General features: G+C 71.1%; 13 protein-coding genes. 9 read left to right on the forward strand and 4 right to left on the reverse strand.

Going from position 1 to position 18,614, the window contains the following annotated elements:
* The first annotated feature begins 60 nt into the window (after window positions 1–60).
* Window positions 61–1,686, forward strand: a complete 1,626-nt coding sequence (gene aceB / locus CHB84_RS03070) for a malate synthase A (protein WP_089299937.1) — start codon at window positions 61–63, stop codon at window positions 1,684–1,686.
* Window positions 1,687–1,878: 192 nt separating this feature from the next.
* Here aceB and CHB84_RS03075 read toward each other — a convergent pair whose 3' ends face one another.
* The 3 genes from CHB84_RS03075 to CHB84_RS23395 all read right to left on the reverse strand — a co-directional run bounded on the left by CHB84_RS03075 (window position 1,879) and on the right by CHB84_RS23395 (window position 5,526).
* Window positions 1,879–3,165, reverse strand: coding sequence for a glycosyltransferase family 4 protein (locus CHB84_RS03075; RefSeq protein ID WP_089299938.1), 1,287 nt, complete (start codon window positions 3,163–3,165; stop codon window positions 1,879–1,881).
* Window positions 3,166–3,235: 70 nt separating this feature from the next.
* Window positions 3,236–4,747, reverse strand: coding sequence for a 1,4-alpha-glucan branching protein domain-containing protein (locus tag CHB84_RS03080; RefSeq protein ID WP_089299939.1), 1,512 nt, complete (start codon window positions 4,745–4,747; stop codon window positions 3,236–3,238).
* Window positions 4,744–5,526: a class I SAM-dependent methyltransferase gene (locus tag CHB84_RS23395; RefSeq protein WP_141134557.1), complete on the reverse strand. Its 783-nt coding sequence runs from the start codon at window positions 5,524–5,526 to the stop codon at window positions 4,744–4,746. The genes CHB84_RS03080 and CHB84_RS23395 overlap by 4 nt, the downstream gene beginning before the upstream one ends.
* Before the next feature lie 263 nt (window positions 5,527–5,789).
* Here CHB84_RS23395 and CHB84_RS23400 point away from each other — a divergent pair, with 263 nt between their 5' ends.
* The 6 genes from CHB84_RS23400 (at window position 5,790) to CHB84_RS03110 (ending at window position 14,978) form a co-directional block, all read left to right on the forward strand.
* The gene (locus CHB84_RS23400) at window positions 5,790–6,134 is read left to right on the forward strand and encodes an Hcp family type VI secretion system effector (protein WP_141134558.1); all 345 of its coding nucleotides are present in this window, start codon (window positions 5,790–5,792) and stop codon (window positions 6,132–6,134) included.
* Window positions 6,135–6,347: 213 nt separating this feature from the next.
* Window positions 6,348–7,541 (forward strand): hypothetical protein, encoded by a 1,194-nt coding sequence (locus CHB84_RS03090; RefSeq protein WP_089299941.1) that lies wholly within the window; start codon window positions 6,348–6,350, stop codon window positions 7,539–7,541.
* A gap of 122 nt (window positions 7,542–7,663) precedes the next feature.
* Entirely contained in the window at window positions 7,664–10,048 is a 2,385-nt protein-coding gene (locus CHB84_RS03095; RefSeq protein ID WP_089299942.1) for a helix-turn-helix domain-containing protein, read from the forward strand.
* Between the two features lie 118 nt (window positions 10,049–10,166).
* Complete coding sequence (locus CHB84_RS03100; RefSeq protein ID WP_089299943.1) at window positions 10,167–11,426, forward strand: hypothetical protein; 1,260 nt, start codon at window positions 10,167–10,169, stop codon at window positions 11,424–11,426.
* A 217-nt stretch (window positions 11,427–11,643) separates the two neighbouring features.
* Window positions 11,644–13,467: a dynamin family protein gene (locus CHB84_RS03105; RefSeq protein WP_217898453.1), complete on the forward strand. Its 1,824-nt coding sequence runs from the start codon at window positions 11,644–11,646 to the stop codon at window positions 13,465–13,467.
* A complete protein-coding gene (locus tag CHB84_RS03110; RefSeq protein WP_089299945.1) occupies window positions 13,464–14,978 on the forward strand; it encodes a dynamin family protein in 1,515 nt (504 codons plus the stop codon). The genes CHB84_RS03105 and CHB84_RS03110 overlap by 4 nt, the downstream gene beginning before the upstream one ends.
* Window positions 14,979–14,995: 17 nt before the next feature.
* Here CHB84_RS03110 and CHB84_RS03115 read toward each other — a convergent pair whose 3' ends face one another.
* Window positions 14,996–15,595: a hypothetical protein gene (locus CHB84_RS03115; RefSeq protein WP_089299946.1), complete on the reverse strand. Its 600-nt coding sequence runs from the start codon at window positions 15,593–15,595 to the stop codon at window positions 14,996–14,998.
* Between the two features lie 74 nt (window positions 15,596–15,669).
* On the opposite strand from CHB84_RS03115, the gene CHB84_RS03120 reads away from it, so the two are divergent.
* Both CHB84_RS03120 and CHB84_RS03125 read left to right on the forward strand, forming a co-directional pair.
* Window positions 15,670–17,484, forward strand: a complete 1,815-nt coding sequence (locus CHB84_RS03120) for an Hsp70 family protein (RefSeq protein WP_176439760.1) — start codon at window positions 15,670–15,672, stop codon at window positions 17,482–17,484.
* A 331-nt stretch (window positions 17,485–17,815) separates the two neighbouring features.
* Complete coding sequence (locus CHB84_RS03125) at window positions 17,816–18,604, forward strand: electron transfer flavoprotein subunit beta/FixA family protein (RefSeq protein ID WP_089299947.1); 789 nt, start codon at window positions 17,816–17,818, stop codon at window positions 18,602–18,604.
* The last annotated feature ends 10 nt before the right edge of the window (window positions 18,605–18,614 follow it).

Raw genomic sequence — 18,614 nt, forward strand, 5'->3', positions numbered from 1 at the left:
AGTGGCCACACCCACCCACGCGCCCGCACCGCACGTTGCCCAGCTGTTCAGGAGGAGAGCATGGCTACCAGCTTGAGCTACCGGACCACGGTGTCGGCACCGGTCTCGCAGGACGGGTCCCGGTTCGAGGAGATCCTGACCCCGGAAGCGCTCGAGTTCGTAGCGCGGCTGGACAACGAGTTCGCCGCCAGGCGCCGCGAGCTCCTCGACGAGCGCAGGCGCAGGCGCGAACGGCTGAACCTGGGTGAGGAGCGGCTGGATTTCCTGCCGGAGACGGCCCACATCCGTGCCGACGACAGCTGGCGGGTGGCCGGCGTGGCACCGGGACTGCGCGATCGGCGGGTGGAGATCACCGGCCCGACCGACCGCAAGATGACCGTCAACGCCCTGAACTCGGGGGCGCAGGTCTGGCTGGCCGACTTCGAGGACGCGAACTCGCCGACCTGGGAGAACATGCTCTCCGGGCAGGTCAACCTGTACGATGCGATCGGCGGCGACATCGACTTCAGCACGGAGGGGGGCAAGCGCTACCGCATCGGCGACGACCCCGCCACCATCGTGGTGCGGCCGCGTGGCTGGCACCTGGTGGAGAAGCACGTGCGCATCGACGGCCGCCCCATCTCGGCAAGCCTGTTCGACTTCGGGCTGTACTTCTTCCACAACGCCGAGCGCCTGCTGCGTTCCGGTAGCGGCCCGTACTTCTACCTGCCGAAGCTGGAGAACCACAAGGAAGCCCGGCTGTGGAACGACGTCTTCCTGCTCGCCCAGGACCTGCTCGGCATCGAGCGCGGCACGATCCGTGCCACGGTGCTCATCGAGACGATCACGGCGGCCTTCGAGATGGACGAGATCCTCTACGAGCTGCGCGAGCACGCTGCCGGGCTGAACGCCGGCCGGTGGGACTACATCTTCAGCGTCGTGAAGAACTTCAGCAGGCTGGGCGCGGACTTCGTGCTGCCCGACCGTGCCGATGTCACCATGACGGTTCCCTTCATGCGCTCCTACACCGAGCTGCTCGTGCGGACGTGCCACCGGCGCGGCGCGCACGCGATCGGTGGGATGGCGGCGTTCATCCCCAGCAAGGACGCCGGGACCAACGAGGCCGCGTTCGCGAAGGTGCGCGAGGACAAGGAGCGCGAGGCCGGTGACGGCTTCGACGGGTCCTGGGTGGCGCATCCCGGCCTCGTCCCGGTGTGCCGGGAGGTCTTCGACGCGCACCTCGGCCGGAGTCCACATCAGATCGACCGGACGCGGCAGGACGTGTCGGTCGACCGCGACGACCTGTTGAACGTGGCAGGTTCGGGCGGCGACGTCACAGAGGACGGCCTGCGTGCCAACATCAACGTCGCGCTGCGCTATGTCGACTCGTGGTTGCGCGGCACGGGAGCCGCGGCGATCCACGACCTGATGGAGGACGCGGCGACGGCCGAGATCGCACGGTGCCAGGTGTGGCAATGGATCCACAACGGAACCAAGCTCGCCGACGGCACGGTCATCGACAGGACGTTCGTCGGCGAGCTGCTCGACGAGGAGCTGGCGACGATCCGGGCGGCAGGTACCGGTGACGCGGACCGGCTGGCCGAGGCCAGGGAGATCTTTGTCGAAACCGCGCTCGGCGATACTCTGCCCAACTTCTTCACCACCAGCGCCTACGCGCGGTACCTGGCGGTGGCGCCTGCGGCGTGACCGCCGGTGCCCCGCGGGGTAGCGTCCGAGAAGGTTTCCTTCCCCTCGCGTCGGTTCTCACCCGCTGCCGGCGTGAGGGGAAGGGTTGCACTGTGGTTGTCCCGCGCCGCCGCGGGCGTCATGGCTACGGTGCTTGTCCCGCGCCGCCGCGGGCGTCATGGCTACGGTGGTTGTCCCGCGCCGCCGCGGGCGTCATGACGGCGGTAGTGTGGCCGCGCCGCCGGTGTCGAGGGAGAAGGCGTTGCCTGTGGCGATCTTCGGCCGCCCCAGTGACAGGGGGCCCGCGGGGCTGGTGCGCCGGTAGACCGTCGCGGTCCGGGCGGCGATCCGGTGCCAGTCGAAGTCCGCTGCCAGGCGCGCCTGGGCCGCCTCGGCCCGCCTCGCTGCGGCCTCGGCATCGGCGAGAAGGGTGCACACCCCTGCGATGAGCGCGTCGATGTCACCGGGGGAGAAGGCCAGCCCGGTCTCTCCGTCGATCACCACCTCGCCGAGACCACCCGCTGTGGATGCGACGAGGGGGAGCTTGGCGGCCGCGGCCTCGAGCGCCACGATGCCGAAAGGCTCGTACCGGCTCGGCAGTACCGCGGCGTCGGCTGCCGCGAGCAGCGCGCGCAGCTCGTGATCGGGCAGGTGCCCGACGAACTCGACCACGTGCTCGAGCCCGAGCTCGCTCGCTTGCTCGATCAGCGCGCCGTGCTGCCTTCCCGTGCCCGCGACGACGAGACGGGTTCCCGGGTGCTCGACGCGGATGCCGTGCAGCGCGGCAAGCAGGTCGTGCACGCCCTTCTCCCACTCCAGGCGTCCGAAGAACAGCAGAAGCGGCTCGCCTGCGGGGCTGTACCGCGCACGCGTGCGGCGAACGTCGGTCTCGGGCACCGTCCAGCCGCGTTCCTCGATGCCATTGTTGATCACGTGGATCCGCTCGGGGGTGAGGTCGAACAGGTGCGCGACCTCCGCGCGCATGGCCTCCGAGCAGGTGATGAGCGCGTCGGAACGGTTCGCCAGCCACCATTCGACGGAATGCACCTGCCGGTTGAGCGGATGGGACAGCCACCCGGAGTGCCGCCCGGCCTCGGTGGCGTGCACGGTGCCGACCAGCGGGACGCGGGCGCTCTCGGCCAGTGCGACGGCCGGGTGCGTGACCAGCCAGTCGTGCGCGTGCACCACATCCGGACGCCACGAGCGGAGCAGCTCGGCGCCTGCGCGGAGCATCGCGTGCCCCATGGCCAGCGTCCAGCTCACCAGATCCCGCTCGAACGTGACGTGCATCGGGTCCTCGGCGACCCGGACCACCCGAACTCCCTCACTGACGTACTCGGTGGTGGGGTGGGTCGCCGCGTCGGTGCCCGCCTCGTGCCGGCAGAGCACGACGACGTCGTGGCCTGAGTGGGCGAGATGCCTGGCGAGAGCATGGACATGGCGTGCCAGCCCGCCGACCACGACCGGCGGGTACTCCCAGGAGACCATGAGCACGCGCATCGTGGCCGATCCTCCCACCCGGCAGGCGTAGGCCCCGTGTGGCCCTGCCGGGGTCGGCCTGCTCAGCCCGTCACAGTGCCCGCGCGTCGAGCCGCCCGAACGGGTAGTCGCGGGCGTGGAAGCGGGCCGCGCGGTCGGCGGCGCTCGCTGCCTCACCCGAGCCAACCAGCTCGGCGAGCTCGTCGAACCGGGCGATGTGCGCGTGCGCGCGCTCGCGCGCGTAGCCGGCTGCCGAGTCCTTGGTAACCATGAACGCCCAGTCGCTCGCCAGCGCGAGCAGCGCCTCCCGCAGGAGCTGGTCGCGGGCCGCGTCCCGGTACTCGTCGCGGTGGCGGTCCACAGTAGCCAGCAGATCCCGCTGCAGCCGCGCGTTGGCGTCGACCATGTCGGCAACCTGGGCGCCGTCCCAGACTCGCCAGTCCTTGCCGGATCCCCAGGAGGACGCGGGAAGCTCGACCGGGCCACCGACGTGTCCCGCCTCCGCCGCGCCACGTAGCGACGTCACCCGCACGCCGGCTTCCGGGAGAGCGCGCAGCACGCCTTCCAGCCATCGTGGACCCTCGTGCCACCAGTGCCCGTAGAGCTCGGTGTCGTAGGCTGCGACCACCAGTGCCCGGCCGCCGTCCCGGTGACGCAGCGCGCGGAGCCGGGCGAGCACGGTGGTAACGAAGTCGTCGACGTCGTGGCGCAGCCGCCGGGCGGCCCGATCCGGGTCGTACGGCGCCTTGTCGTGCGGTGGCACGTTCTTGCCCGTGACTCTGGACGGTTTGATCCCGACGGCGTGCTCCCAGGTGTGAAAGTCGCGGTAATCCGCGTGCCCCGGATAGCCCGACTTCGGCGACCACACCCGGTAGGTGACGTCGAGATCCCTGCCGAAGCAGACGACGCCGGAGTCCGCGACGGTCCGCGCTCTCGCCGTGTCGCCGCGCAGCGCGGGACCGTCCACAAGGAACCGCTCGACACCGGCCGCGGCGTAGTCGCGTTCCATCCCCGGTGTGTACCCGCATTCGGGAGCCCAGACGCCGCTCGGTCGGGTCCCGGTACGCAGCGCCGCGTCCGCGAGACCTTCGCGCAGGGCGAAGGAGCGCACACGCCGGTCCAGCAGCGGCTGGAAGGGGTGGGTCAGCGGACCCCCGAGCAACTCGAGCACGCCCGAGTCGGCGAGCCCTCGCAGGATCGGCGAGAACCCGTGCCGCCAGCGGGACTCGAACTCCGCGACCGTGGCCGAGGCGGTGGTGTACTCGTCGGCGGCGAGACGGCGGAGCAGCGGGTCGCTGCCCCGCCACAGGTCGGCAGCGTGCTGGGCCCGCAGCTGCCAGTGACCGAGCCAGTCGTGGAAGCCGCGCAACGCGTACGGGTCGTCCAGCTGAGCGGCGAGCACCGGCGTGACGCCGAGGGTGAGCACGTCCTGCTTGCCTTCCTCGGCGAACCTGCGCAGCAGGTCCATCACCGGCATGTACGAGTGCGCCCACGCCTGGTAGAGCCATTCCTCCCCGACCGGCCATGCCCCGTGCCGGGGCAGCCATGGCAGGTGGCTGTGCAGCACGAGGCAGAACGTGCCCTCCTCGGACCGCGCTGTCACGGGCGCACCGCGGCCGCGACGAGATCGAGGCTGGCGGCGAGGTCGTGTTCACCGATGTCGAAGCCGTCCGCGGTGACGGCCGCGATGTCGGCGAGCAGGTCGGCCGGCCACTGGGCCTGGCCGGGTAGGCTGCCCATCACCACGTCCAGCTGCGCGGAGATGATCCCCCCGTACCGCTCGTCCAGCGCGCGCACCTGCGCGCCGTGGTGCAGGCCGTGGAGCAGCTCGATACCGAACCCGGCATCGGCGAGCAACGCGGCCAGCTCCCCAGGGGCCAGCTCCCTGGTGTGGAACGGGTTGAGCGGCACATCGGAGGCCGGGGTGAAGGTCAACCGGTTGGGCGTCGTCACAAGCAGCGTGCCGCCTGGGCGGAGCACGCGGTGGCACTCGGCGAGGAACCCGTGCTGGTCGGCCAAGTGCTCGATCACCTGGAAGGTGGCGACCACGTCGATCGTGGCGGTGCCGACCGGAAGGGAGGCCAGGTCCCCGAGCAGCACGTCGACCTCCGCGTAACGGCCGGCGGCATGCGTGACCGTGGCAGCGTCGTAGTCCATGGCGACGACACGGCGGGCACGGCTCGCGATGAGGCCCGCACCGTAGCCTTCGCCGCACCCGGCCTCCAGCACCGTGGCGTCCGCGCAGTAGGGCAGCAGGGCCTGGTACGCCGCCTCGTGGCGGCGGAACCAGTAGTTCTCCTCGGTGATGCCGGGCACGGTGCGCTCGCCGGTCAGGTGCAGTGCCTCGGCGCGACCGTGCGGCACCGCTGGCTGGGACGTCACGGTACGAACCCTAACGGGACAGGGTTCGCGACGTGCATCCCGTCCGGGGCGCACCCACCGCCTCGGACGGATCGCGACTGCCACGAGGCGCCCGGTAGTGCGGGTCGATGACGCCGCCGACGTGCCGGAGGCGATGCGGTCGTGGGCCGCATCCCCCACGGCGGCGGGTGAGACCGGGGGGATTTTCCCGATGTGCGTGCCGGGCACACGCGGCACGGTCGCTGGAAGGCAGCCATCTCTCGGGCACCGCGAAGGAGAGCACGATGACACGCGACCAGTTCCCCCAGACCGGCAGGGATACTCCGTACCCGCCGAACGACCCCGACACCGAGCGGCCGGACGGCCCGATACCCCTACCGGAGGGACCCGACCGGCCGCCGCCACCGGACCCCCCGCCACCGGTATTCGGTCGGACCGGGCGGCCGGAGCAGGCCAGCACCGACCCCTTCCTGACGATCGACGGAATCGACGGTGAAGCGGTCGACACCGCACATGCGAGCACGTCGGCATCCGATGCCTTCACTCACGCGATATCCGAGAACGTCGCCGACGAGATCGACACGGTGGAGGACGAGCACTCGCTGATCAACTTCGACATGGATGGCTGACGCGCACCTTCCCTACGCCGGGATCCACAACGGTCCGATCCGCTACACGCCGTTCCCGGCCGCAGGTCGAGAAGGCGGCCCGGGGCCGTTCGTGGACTGCCCCAACGGGGACTCGTGCGGTAGGGGGAACGTCCCGATGCGCGAGCCGGATGCGGGTTCGCACGGTTAGGTCATGCCCGAAACGATCGGCCCACAAGCGTAAGGAGAACCGCCATGGCCACCGATGCCAGGAACCAGCCGAGCAGCTCGCACGCCGGCCCCCGGCAGGAACATTCCGGCCGCCGCTGGGAAGCGGGACGCGCCGCAGCGCTGGTCGTGCTGCTGCTCGTCACAGCCCTGGTCGCTCTCGGCGCGCAGGCGAGCGCGTACCGGGTACCCGATGACCGGGAGGGAACCGCGGGATCCCCGTCGGCCAGGGGAACGGGACATCTCGCGTACGCGCAGAAGGGCCGCCAGTGGCATGCTGTCGTCAACGGCAGGGACGGCGGTACCGATCCCGGCAGCGACACCGTATACCGGGAAGATATCGCCCCCGGCGGGATGACAGGGGACACGAGCGACATCACCGACCCGTCGACGGTCCTGCCCGAGCCGCCGGATGACGTCCCGCAGCCCGACCCGGACGCAGGCGACGACGACCCCGGTAGCTACTCGGGTGGGTTCGGTGGCGAGACGGTCATCACCGCTGCCCGCCGCGGGAACCTACCCGAGACGGCGCCACTGGACTCGTTCAACATCGTCTACGGACTCGCGATCGCGTGGAACTCCGCCCGAGCCGATGTGCAGCAGCGGGCCGCGCGCCTCGTCGAGCAGCAGTCGGGCGGCAAGCTCTACGATGTGGACATCGACCTCGCCACCGCCGGCGTGTCGAGCTCGCTGGACCTGACGGTCAGCCCGGCGTCGAAGACGGTCTCGCTGTTCTACTTCGTGCCGGGACATCGTGTCACCGCGAAGGCGGACGTCGATCACGTCAGCAACCCGGATGTCACGGTCGACTTCGATCTGGGACTCGTCGTCAGCCTCAGCACGGAGGGCCCGCAGGACGAGCGGCTGCGCCTCGAGTCGGCCGAGGCGCGCGTGATGCATCCCGACGTCAGCGCCAGCGGCGACTGGGACTACAAGGTCGGCAGGTTCATCAACGACGTCACCCGGTGGGTGAAGACGTGGGGTCAGGCACGCAGCATCGAAGCGATCGTGACCTCGCGGTTGACCGGGCACTCCGAGGACGTGGGGTCGTCGTTCGGCGCTCCGATCGCCGCGGCCAACGACGCCATCCGCGAGGTGGTCTCCGACCGCGGTAGCGCCGTGGCCGGCATGACCCCGTACTACGACCACGAGCAGCACCGGTTGGTGCTGCGGCTGGACGCGCCGACACTCGCGCCGGACCGGCGGGCACGGGTGGGGTGAGGCCTCCACGGCGCCGTGCCCGGATCGATCGGTCCGAAGGTATCCCGGTCACAGGCGCGAGGGGTAGTCTGACGTCACCGATTACCGGCAGGTCCACTCCCGCGCCTGTGAGGATCCTCCGTATGTTCGAGCAGGGCCGCGACTGTCCGCACGGGGCCGGGGCCGGGGCCGTCGTCGTCGGCGTTGACGGTTCCGGGCGCACGCACCGGCTCGGTCAGATCGCCGCGGCCACGGCACGGCCGGTGACCCGTGTGGGAGACCTCGCCGAGCCGGCGGCCGACCTGGCGGCGCGCCTGGACGAGGTACGCGCGGAAGGCGGGGTCGTGATGGTCGACGACGCCGACCGGCAGCCGTCCGCTGTCCTGCAGGCGCTCGCCCGCGCATCACGGCGGGGCGTCTCGATGATGCTCTCCCGGCGTCCCACGATCGCCACCCCCGAACTGGCCGAACTGGACGAGGCGGTGGCCGCGGGGGGAACGGTGCAGACCCTGGAGCCGCTCGACAACGAGGGGGTTGCCGCCGTCGTCTCGGCCGTCACCGGCACGCCGACCGCGCCGGAGCAGGTCTTCGAGCTTCGCGAGGAGACCGGGGGGCGACCCGCTGTGGTGGCTGCTGTGGCGTCGGTGCCTGGGGGCACCGTCGCGCCCGCGCTGGTCGCCCGGGTTCAGCAGCGCCTGGCGATGCTCGAGCGGCAGGAGGCATATCTCGCACGGGTCCTGTCACTGCGGCTCGATCTGATCGACGACGTGCTCGGCCGGGTGGCCGGGATCGACCAGGCGGGACTCGCCGCGGCGATGCGCGCGCTGCGCGACTCCGGCCTGCTCGTGTCCGGGAGCGACAGGATGATCCCCGCGGTCGCGCGGGCCGTCCTTGCGGAACTGCCACCCGCCGGGCGCCGCTCACTGCACGACGCGGTGGCCAGGGTGCTCATCGCGACCGACCCCGAACCGATCGCCGCGGCCGAGCAGCTCCGCGCGGGGCGCGTACGCAGCCCGGTCGCCGCCGGCGTGTATGCCGCCGCCGCGGAGAGGTCACGCTTCGCGGACCCGCTCGCAGCGACCGGCTGGTACGACCTCGCGATCGAGTCCGGGGCCGACCCGGCGGCCGTGGCTGTGGGACGGGCGGAGGCCACTGCCCTGCTCGGCAGGCCGGTGGACACAGACTGGGTGGCACTGCCGCAGGACGATGCCGAGCGAGCCGCTCTGGTGACCGGTGCGGTGGCCGCGCATCGTGGATGGCCCGGTCGCGCGGCCGAGTCGCTCATCGACGGGGGTCCCTGCGGCCGGGTGATGGCCGTTCCGGCGCTGGTAGCCACCGGGCGGATCGGGCAGGCACGGGCCGCGGCCGCGAACCACGCGCCGTCGAGTCACCAGCGACTGGCGGAGGCGGCGCTGGCCGCGCGCGACCCCTGCGCGGCGTTGCCGGCGTTCATCGAGGCTGCCGAGACGGCCGAGCACGCGCAACCCGCTGTGGTGCTGCCGGACACCCCGCACGCGCTCGGTGCGCTGGTAGCCGTCACCGCAGGCGACGCAGCCACCGCCGAGTACCTTCTCGAGCGCGCCCTCGAGACCGGTGTCGGCGGGCCGGTCGCGGTCGACAGGCACCGTGCCCTGCTGGCGTGGGTGCGTATGCGCACCGGCCGGTACGACACGGCCGACGCCGAGCTGCACCGGCTGGCCGGTACGCGGCCTGCCGGCCGGGAACGGTTGCTCGTAGCGGCGTTGTCGGCGGGCATCGCGCGCCGGTCGGGCGACATGGCGCGGCTGCGCGAGGCGTGGGCCGCCGCCGAACCGGTCCTGGCACGCATGACCGTCGATGTCTTCCACACCGAGGTTCTCGAGGAGCTGCTCGTCGCCGCGACCCGGCTGCGGGAACACCACAGGGTGAGCCCGGTGCTCCGGATACTCGACGACATCCTCGACCGGTTGGATCGGCCGGGGCCCTGGGTGGCCGCGGTCGGATGGGTTCGCGTGACCGTGGCCGTCTCCGGCGAGGACGCGGACTCGGTCGCGGCCGCGGCCCGCCAGGTCGGCTCGACGGCAGCGGAGGGCCCGCGGCAACAGGCGCAGCGTGCGGCTGCCGAGGAGTGGGAGCGGGTCCTCACCGGCGCGATCGATCCGCAGCGGGTGCTGGCGACGGCGGACGGGCTCGCAGTGGCGCAGCTGCCGTGGGAAGCCTCGAGACTGGCGGGTCAGGCGGGGATCCGCGCGGCGGACCCGGCCACGGCGCGCAGGCTACTCGAACGTGCCCGGGAGCTGGCCGATTCGGGTGTGCCGGTAGCGCGGGGTGCGCGGGAGGAACAGCGCGGCGGGCTGTCCGGGCGCGAGATCGACGTCGCGCGGCTGGTTCTCGCCGGGCGTACGCACCGCGAGGTCGGAGCGCAGCTGTACCTGTCGCCGAAGACGGTCGAACATCACGTCGCGCGGATCCGGACCAAGCTCGGTGCCACCAGCCGGGTCGAGCTCGTTTCCGCGCTTCGCCGGATCCTGGCCGACGAGGAGCACTAGCCCCCAACGATTCCCCGTCAGGCAGGGGGATCGCCCCGATGTGGGCGGATGGTCCCGCGGCGCAGGATTGCCCTCAACGCCTCGGCATCAGGGCTCGGGGCCGACGTGAGGAGCAATCATGGCCACCACGGACGCGGGTATCACACCGGAGATGATCGAGAAGATCGAGGCCTTGTACCACAAGATATTCGGCAGCGAGGAGGCGACGGAGAACTTCCTCGCCGATCCGGAGGGTGCGTTCGCCGCGCACGACGTCGACCCCGCCGTGTTCGGTGGTGTCGACGTGGACCAGCTCGTGCACAGCTGCGCCTACCCGAGTGGCGGGGGCTCGGGTGCCGGCGGGGGCTCGGGTCCCGGGTACGGCGGTGGCGGTGGTGCAGGCGGCGCAGGCGGGTACGTACCGAGCGCGCAGTCGGTCCAGCAGGTCTCCCATGTGACGCAGAGCTATTACGCGGACCACTCCACGACGTACACCGACAACTCGACCGACGTCGACAACTCGGTGGATGTCGGCGTGGATGGCGATGTGTACGGCGACGTCGGCGTGGAGAACAACAACCTCAACCAGCTGGGTGACGACAACGTCGGCAATGCCGGCGACGGAGACGTCAATGTCGCAGGCGGTGAAGGCTCCCAGATCATCGACGGGGACAACTACGGCCAGGCCAGCACCGCAGACGGCACGGTGCAGGCAGGCGACGACGTCAACGCCCCGATCAACACCGGAGTCAACACCGGCATCATGGCCGACGGCGATGTCGACAACGCGGTCGTCGGCGACGGCAACACGGTCAACCAGGTCGACGGCGACGCCGGCGGCGCGGTCTTCGGGGACAACAGCGGCCTCGTCGGCGGGATCGACATCGACAGCGGCGGCGGTGCGGGCGGTAACGCGAGCGGCACCGGTGGCGACGCGTCCGGCGGATTCGGTGGCGAGGGTGGCGACGCGGGCGACACCACGAGCGGCGGCACGGGCGACGGCGGCACCAGCGGCACCGCCGTCGGCGGCATCGGCGGGTCCGGCGGCGACGCAGGCGCCACCGGCGGCACAGGCACCGGTGGCGACGCATCCGGTGGCGCGGGCGGCGAGGTGAACCTGAACCTCAATTTCGGTGGTGGCAGCCAGACGAGCGTTCAGGAATCCACTGTGGAGGACTCAGCGCTCGCGGGTGACGGTGACGCCGCGAACGTCTCGGACAACGACATCGACGAGGGTTCGGCTGCCGCGGCGGGCGGGGATGCTACCGGTGGCTTCGAGTCCACCGACGTCCAGACGTCCGAGGTGCATGCGAGCGACTCTGTCGTGGCGACCGGGCACGGGCCCGGCACCCTGGATCAGGGCGCGGAGCCGGGCCCTGACGAGATGCCGTCCATGTGAGAGCGGGGCACGGAGGGTTCCCCGTCGCGGGACGGGGAACCTCCATCGTCTTGCGGTCACGTGGCTCGCCGGTGCAGCGTGCCGTGCACGCGAGGAACCGCGACGGCAGTAGCAGCGGCGGCGATGACGGCGGCGGCGCGATTCCAGTGGGTTGCGCGGAAATTACGGAATCAGGGAATCGTTCCGCTGCGTCCGGTAATGAGGCACGATGATGACCGTGGCATCCGGTACCGCCGGCAACGATGCGGTGGCCAGGGCGGCTGCCCTGGTCGATCTCGGGCTGCGCGCGTGCGAGGCCTTCGAGCGGCCGGACCTGGCCGCGCGGCTGGAAAGGGTGCAGAGCGGGCTGGCCGACCCGGCCGTGCACGTCGTGGTGGTCGGCGAGTTCAAGCAGGGCAAAAGCTCCCTGGTCAACGCCCTGGTGGGTGCCAACGCGTGCCCGGTGGACGACGACGTCGCCACAGCCGTACCCACTTACGTGCGGCACGGTGAGCAGCCGAGTGCCGAGCTCATCGTCGAGGGCAGCCCGCCCCTCCGGCAACCTGTCGCTCTGCAGGAGCTGCGCAGGCGTGTCATCGAGCGTGACCCGGCCGGCGCCGCTTCCGGGGCCGACGAGGAGCTGGCGCTCGCGGGTGCCGAGGTGCGGCTGCCGCGCACGCTCCTCTCCTCCGGGCTGGTGCTGGTGGACACGCCCGGCGTCGGCGGGTTGGGGTCGGCGCACGCCGCTGCGAGTCTCGCGGCGGCCTCCATGGCCAGCGCGCTGATCTTCGTCACCGATGCCTCGCAGGAGCTCACCCGCAGCGAGCTGGACTTCCTCCACAAGGCACGAGACATGTGCGGCACGGTGGCCTGCGCGCTCACCAAGATCGATTTCTACCCGCACTGGCGCCGGATCAGGGACCTGGATGTCGAGCACCTCCGCGAGCACGGCGACGTGCCGTGCTTCCCGGTGTCGTCGCGGTTGCGTTCGGCCGCAGCGGAAGCGGGCGACACGGAGCTGAACACCGAGTCCGGCTACCCGGCCCTGGTGAGCTTCCTGACCGAGCACGTCGGTGCGTCGGCGGCGCACCGCGTGGCCGCCGACGCCGCCGCCGACGTCGCTGCCGTATGCACGCAGCTCGAAGCGCGGTTCGAGGCGGAGAGGGCGGCCCTGGCCGACCCGGCTGAGGCCCAGCGTGTGGTCTCCGAGCTGACGGCGGTCAAGGAGCGGATCGCGACCCTGAAGTCCACAGCGGCGAAGTGGAACCAGACCCTCAGCGACGGCGTCACCGACCTCAACTCGGATGTCGAACACGACCTGCGGCGCCGCATCCGCACCGTCATCGCCGAAGCCGACGACGTGATCGAGGAGTCCGATCCCGCCGACACGTGGACGGAGATGGAGGCCTGGCTGCGCTGTCGGGTCTCGCACGAGCTTCTCGCCAACTACGCCCTGCTGCGCGACCGCTCCACGGCGCTCGGCGAGGAGGTCGGCGAGCATTTCCGGGAGGCATCCGGTGATGTCCTCGACCGGATCGCGGTCCCTGACCCGGAGCTGCAGCTGGCCGGCGCGCGGGTGGAGCACAAGATCGAGCTGGCGAAGATGAAGGTCGGCAAGCAGGCGATGGTGGCGCTCAAGAGCGCCTACAGCGGCGCCATCATGTTCGTCATGCTCGGCACGCTGACCGGTGTCACGCTCGGCCCCATCGCGCTGGGGATCGGCCTGGTGATGGGGGGCAAGGGACTGCGGGAAGAGAAGAAGCGACAGCGCGCCAACCGGCAGAAACAGGCGCAGAACGCGGTACGCCGGTACTGCGACGAGGTCAGCTTCGTGATGGGAAAGGACTCGAAGGACACGCTGCGCACGATCCAGCGGCAGCTGCGCGACCACTACACGGGACTCGCCGAGGAGCTCGACAGGTCCAACGCGCAGGCACTGCAGCGCGCGTCCGATGCCGCGTCGCACACCCGGGACGAGCGGGACAGGCGGCTGGCGGACATCGATGCCGAGCTGGGCAGGCTGCGGCAGCTCCGCGAGCGTGCCATGGAGGTGGTCGGGTGATCGCGCCACCGCACGGGGAGACGCCGGGCCGGGGAGCACCGGCGACCCTGCTCGACGACGCCCGGGGCGCGCTGGACGCCGCGGTGCCGGTCTATGCGGGCACCGGGGATGCCGCCCGGCTGGCCGAGATCCGGCGCAGGCTGGACGAGCCGTTACGGGTCGCTGTCGCGGGCCGGGTCAAGGCAGGCAAGTCCACATTGCTCAACGCGCTCGCCGCGGAGCGGCTCGCGCCGACGGACGCGGGCGAGTGCACCCGGATCGTTACGTGGTACCGCGACGGCCACACCTACCGGGTGGTGGCGCACCCGGTCGACGGTGAGCCGCAGCAGTTGCGTTTCGACCGCGACGGTGGGGCGATCGAGGTGCACCTGGACGGTCTGGCCGCCGAGTCGGTAGCCAGCCTCGAGGTGACGTGGCCGTCCCAGGCACTGCGCGCTGCCACGCTGATCGACACGCCCGGCATCGGCTCGCTGTCCGAGCAGTCGGCTCGCCGCACCTGGGACCTGCTCACACCCACCGAGGACGAGACCCCGGCGGATGCGGTGCTGTACCTGTTGCGCCACCTGCACAGCAGCGACCTGGAGTTTCTCCGGGCGTTCCACGACACCGAGGTCAGCCAACCGAACCCGGTCAACGCCATCGGTATCCTCTCGCGTGCCGACGAGCTGGGCGTTGGCAGGCTCGACGCGATGGACTCGGCCCGCACGATCGCCGACCGGATGGCCACCGAGCAGAACGTGCGCCGCGTGGTGCAGACCGTGTTGCCCATCGCCGGTCTGCTTGCCGAGACGGCGGCGACCGTGACCGAGACCGAGGTCGCACAGCTGCGGCGGGTCGCCGCGGTACCGGTGCGGGAGGCGGACGAGCTGTTGCTGTCGGCCGACCGGTTCGCGCAGCGCATGCCCGAGCTCGGGCTGACATCGATCGAGCGGGAGTGGCTGCTGGACCGGTTCGGGCTGTTCGGCCTGCGGCTGGCGACCACGCTGTTGCGCCACCAGGCGGTCTCGACCGCCACCGAGCTCGCCGGACAGCTGGCTGAGCGTAGCGGCATCGGGCAGCTTCGCGAGGTGCTCACGTCGCTGTTCTTCGAGCGCAGGGACGTACTCAAGAGCCGCTCGGCGTTGCTGGCCCTGGACGCGCTGCTCCGCGTGCGGCCCAGGCCGGGCAGTGAGCGCGTCTCCGTGGAAGTGGAACGGGTCCTCGCCTCGGCCCACCCGTTCCAGGAGCTGCGGGTGCTCTCGGCGGTACGGGCGGGATGGGTCACCGGGCGCGGCGATGTGCTCGGCGAGCTGGAGCGGATCATCGGCGGGGAAGGCGGCGCCCTCCACCAGCGTCTCGAATGCCCGCCGGAGGCGGGGACGCAGGACCTGGCCACTGCCGCGTCCGAGGCACTGCAGCGCTGGCAGCGCCGCGCAGAGAACCCGATGACCCCCCACGAGCTCGCCGTCGCGGCGCGCGTCGCGGTCAGGACCTGCGAGGGGATGCTCGCCGAGCTGGGGTGGGGCCGATGAGCGCCGGGTGCGAACGGTCAGATACCGGCGTCGCCCTCCGCGCCGGCGTCCCCGCCCGCGCTCGAACCGTTCTCCGGCGTGTCGTCGAACGGGGTGACCACCGGGTCGTCGGCCGGGCCGGCGTCGTCGACGGCCGCGTCGCCGACCGTGGCGCTGCCCGAGGGCGTGCCCGGTTCGACGGTGTCACCGCTGGTGGTCTCCGCGTTCGTGGTCGCTCCCGACGCGGGATCGCCTGCGCCGAAGTCGAGGTCGTCGCTTCCGGTCCCGTCTTTTCCGGTTCCGAACGCGATGTCGGCGACCGGCCCGGCCGCCGGCGCGTCAGCGCCCTGCTCGGGTGCAGGCACGCTGGCCAGCAGGTCGAGCCCGTGTTCGGGAGCCGGCCGGGTGCCTGCGGCGTCGCCTGCGCCGGGCGCGGCGTGCGCGGTGACGAACGGCGCCAGGTGCTCGGCCACCTCGACAGGCGCGGTCTCGGCATAGCTGACGATCGCCTCGCTGAGCACGTCGTCCGGCAGATCGGAGTAGCCGGAATCGCGCAGCAGCGCCGCCACGTCGCGTTCCGCGGGATCCGCGTCGATCAGCTCGTCGAAAACGTCCCGGAGTGGGCGCACCGGTTCCATACATCCACTGTAGGTGCCCGTCCGGGGCTCCGCCTCGGGGAAATCCCCCTTCGCCGTCTCAGGAGTTGTGGCTGATGTACGTGCTTGGTGTTGATTTGGGGACGACGTTCACCGCGGCTGCGACGTGGCGGGACGGTCATGCGGAGGTGGCCTCGCTGGGGAGCCGGGCGGCTGTGATCCCGACGGTGGTGTTGTTGCGTGCGGACGAGACGGTGTTGACGGGGGAAGCGGCCAACCGCCGGGGTCTGTCGGAGCCGCAGCGGGTGGCCCGGGAGTTCAAGCGCAGGTTCGGGGACACGACGCCGGTGCTGCTGGGTGGGGTGCCGTATTCGGTCGAGGCGTTGATGGCGAAGCTGATGCGTTCGGTGGTCGAGGATGTGGCGGCGCGGGAGGGAGAGTGGCCGGAGCGTGTGTGCGTGTCGCATCCGGCGAACTGGGGGCCGTACAAGCGGGAGTTGCTGGATCAGATGGTGCGCCTGACCGGGGTGGGGGTGCCGGTGACGTTCACGGCGGAGCCGGTCGCGGCTGCGGTGTTCTACGCGCGGCAGCAGCGCGTGGAGCCTGGTGCGGTTGTGGCGGTCTATGACCTGGGTGGGGGCACGTTCGACGCGACGGTGCTGCGCAAAGGTGCGACGGGGTTCGAGATCCTGGGTGATCCGGAGGGTATCGAGCGGCTGGGTGGGATCGATTTCGATGCGGCGGTCTTCCACCACGTCGGACAGGCGTTGGGGGGCAAGGTGGAGGAGTTGGACGAGGAGGATCCGAGTGCGGTGGCCGCGGTGGCGCGGTTGAGGGAGGAGTGTGTGGCGGCCAAGGAGGCGTTGTCGTCGGATACGGACACCTCGGTCTCGGTGTTGTTGCCGAACATCTCTACGGAGGTGCGGCTCACGCGTGCCGAGTTGGAGGCGATGGTGCGGCCGACGCTGCTGAGCACGATCGAGGCGCTGCGCCGGGCGTTGGACAAGGCCGGGGTCGCTGCCGGGGATCTGCACTCGGTGCTGCTGGTCGGCGGGTCGTCGCGGATGCCGTTGGTGGCACAGCTGGTTGGTGCCGAGTTGGGTCGTCCGGTCGCGGTGGATGCTCACCCCAAGCACGCGGTCGCGCTGGGCGCGGCATGGCTGGCCGGTGACCAACGTCCCGACGCCCCGGTGCAGGGGGCGCCGGTGGGTGCGATACAGCGGGCGCCCGAGGAGGAGCCCACCGCGGAGCCCGGGTCGGGTGCGGCGGCCGGGACCGGGCCACCGACCGCCGGGGACCAGGCAGCCGTGCCGGCAGGCGAGCAGCCTCCCCCTGAGCCGCCCGCGCCGCCAGCGCCACCGGACGGCGGGCGGCGCAGGGGATCGGTACGTGGGCCGCTACTGGCGCTGGCGGGCGTCGCGGTCCTGCTGCTGACTGGCTGGGGCGTGTGGTGGGGGATCAACCAGGGCACGGAGGAGGGGGACGACCGGAACGCGGACAGTGGGGCCGTCGTGGCGGCGACCACCGAACCCGAGCTCCCCCCGGACGAGCGATGCACCGACACGGTCATGGCCAACGAGCGGTGGGTGTGCCTGACCGGAGCGGCCTTCCAGGGCGACGAGCTGGTGATCGACTACGACGCGGAGTGGGCGAGCAGCGTGCCCGACATCAGCACCGGGTTCCACCTGCACATCTGGGGTAGTGACGGTACCGATCCGCCCGGCTCGATCATGGGCACGCATGCCGGTGCGGATCGCGGCGACTGGGTGATCAAGGACGGGCAACCCGCCGTCCTCTCCGCCGCCGAGGTCGCCGAGGTCGTCGGAGACCGCGAGAAGGTATGCGCCCGCATCGCCGACGCGGACCACGCGCTGGTGCCGGATGACGACGGCGCGTTCGTGACCGGCAATTGCGTGCCGATCGAGCGGTGATGAAACGCGGGAGGTCCTGATGCCGGAGCGTGCCCGGTGCGAGGTCCGGGCACGATAGTGGGACAATAATTTGTACGATGGTCCAGATAGGTGGGCCTTCCAGGTGAATGCAGTCACCTCGGCGGGAACTCGCGGGGGAGTTGGGCTTAATCTACTGCGAAGTAGTTCAGTGCAGGACCGCATCGTGCCCGCGTCCCGGTGGGCAGCGGGTGGCCCGGCTGACCCGGAACAGTCGTAGATCGCCGCTCGCGACGCCGCTCGCGACGGACACCCGCACAACGGCAAACGGCAATATTGCCCGAGCACCAGTATCGGAGGTCGAAGAGGACCCATGACCAACATCGTTGTCCTGGTCAAGCAGGTGCCTGACACCTACTCGGAGCGCAAGCTGACCGAGACTGACCACACGCTGGATCGCGAGTCCGCAGACGCGGTACTCGACGAGATCAACGAGCGCGCCGTCGAGGAAGCCCTGAAGATCAAGGAAGCGGGCGAGGGCGAGGTCACCGTCCTGTGCGTGGGCCCGGACCGGGCGACGGACGCGATCCGCAAGGCCCTGTCCATGGGGGCGGACAAGGCCGTGCACGTCTCGGACGAGGCCTTGCACGGATCGGACCTGGTCGCGACATCCAGGGTGATCGCAGCGGCGATCGGCAAGCTGGACAGTGTCGATCTCGTCATCGCGGGTAACGAGGCCTCGGACGGCCGCGGCGGCGCCGTTCCTGCCGTCGTCGCCGAGCTGCTCGGGCTGCCGCAGCTGACGCACGCCCATCACCTCGCGGTGGAGGGCTCCACGGTGAAGGTCGACCGGGAGACCGCCGACGAGGGCATCACGCACCTGGAGGCGAACCTGCCCGCGCTGGTGAGTGTCACCGAGAAGATCAACGAGCCGCGCTACCCCTCCTTCAAGGGCATCATGGCGGCGAAGAAGAAGCCCGTCGAGACCTACACGGTCGCCGACCTCGGCATCGACGCGGGCGAGGTGGGTCTGACCAACGCCTGGTCCGCGGTACAGAGTGCGTCGCCGAAGCCGCCGCGTCAGGCCGGTGAGCGTGTCGAGGACGACGGCGAGGGCGGCACCAAGATCGCCGAGTACCTGGTCGGCCAGAAGCTCGTCTGAGAAACGCTCA

The organism is Haloechinothrix alba (assembly GCF_900188115.1).
Lineage (GTDB): Bacteria > Actinomycetota > Actinomycetes > Mycobacteriales > Pseudonocardiaceae > Haloechinothrix > Haloechinothrix alba.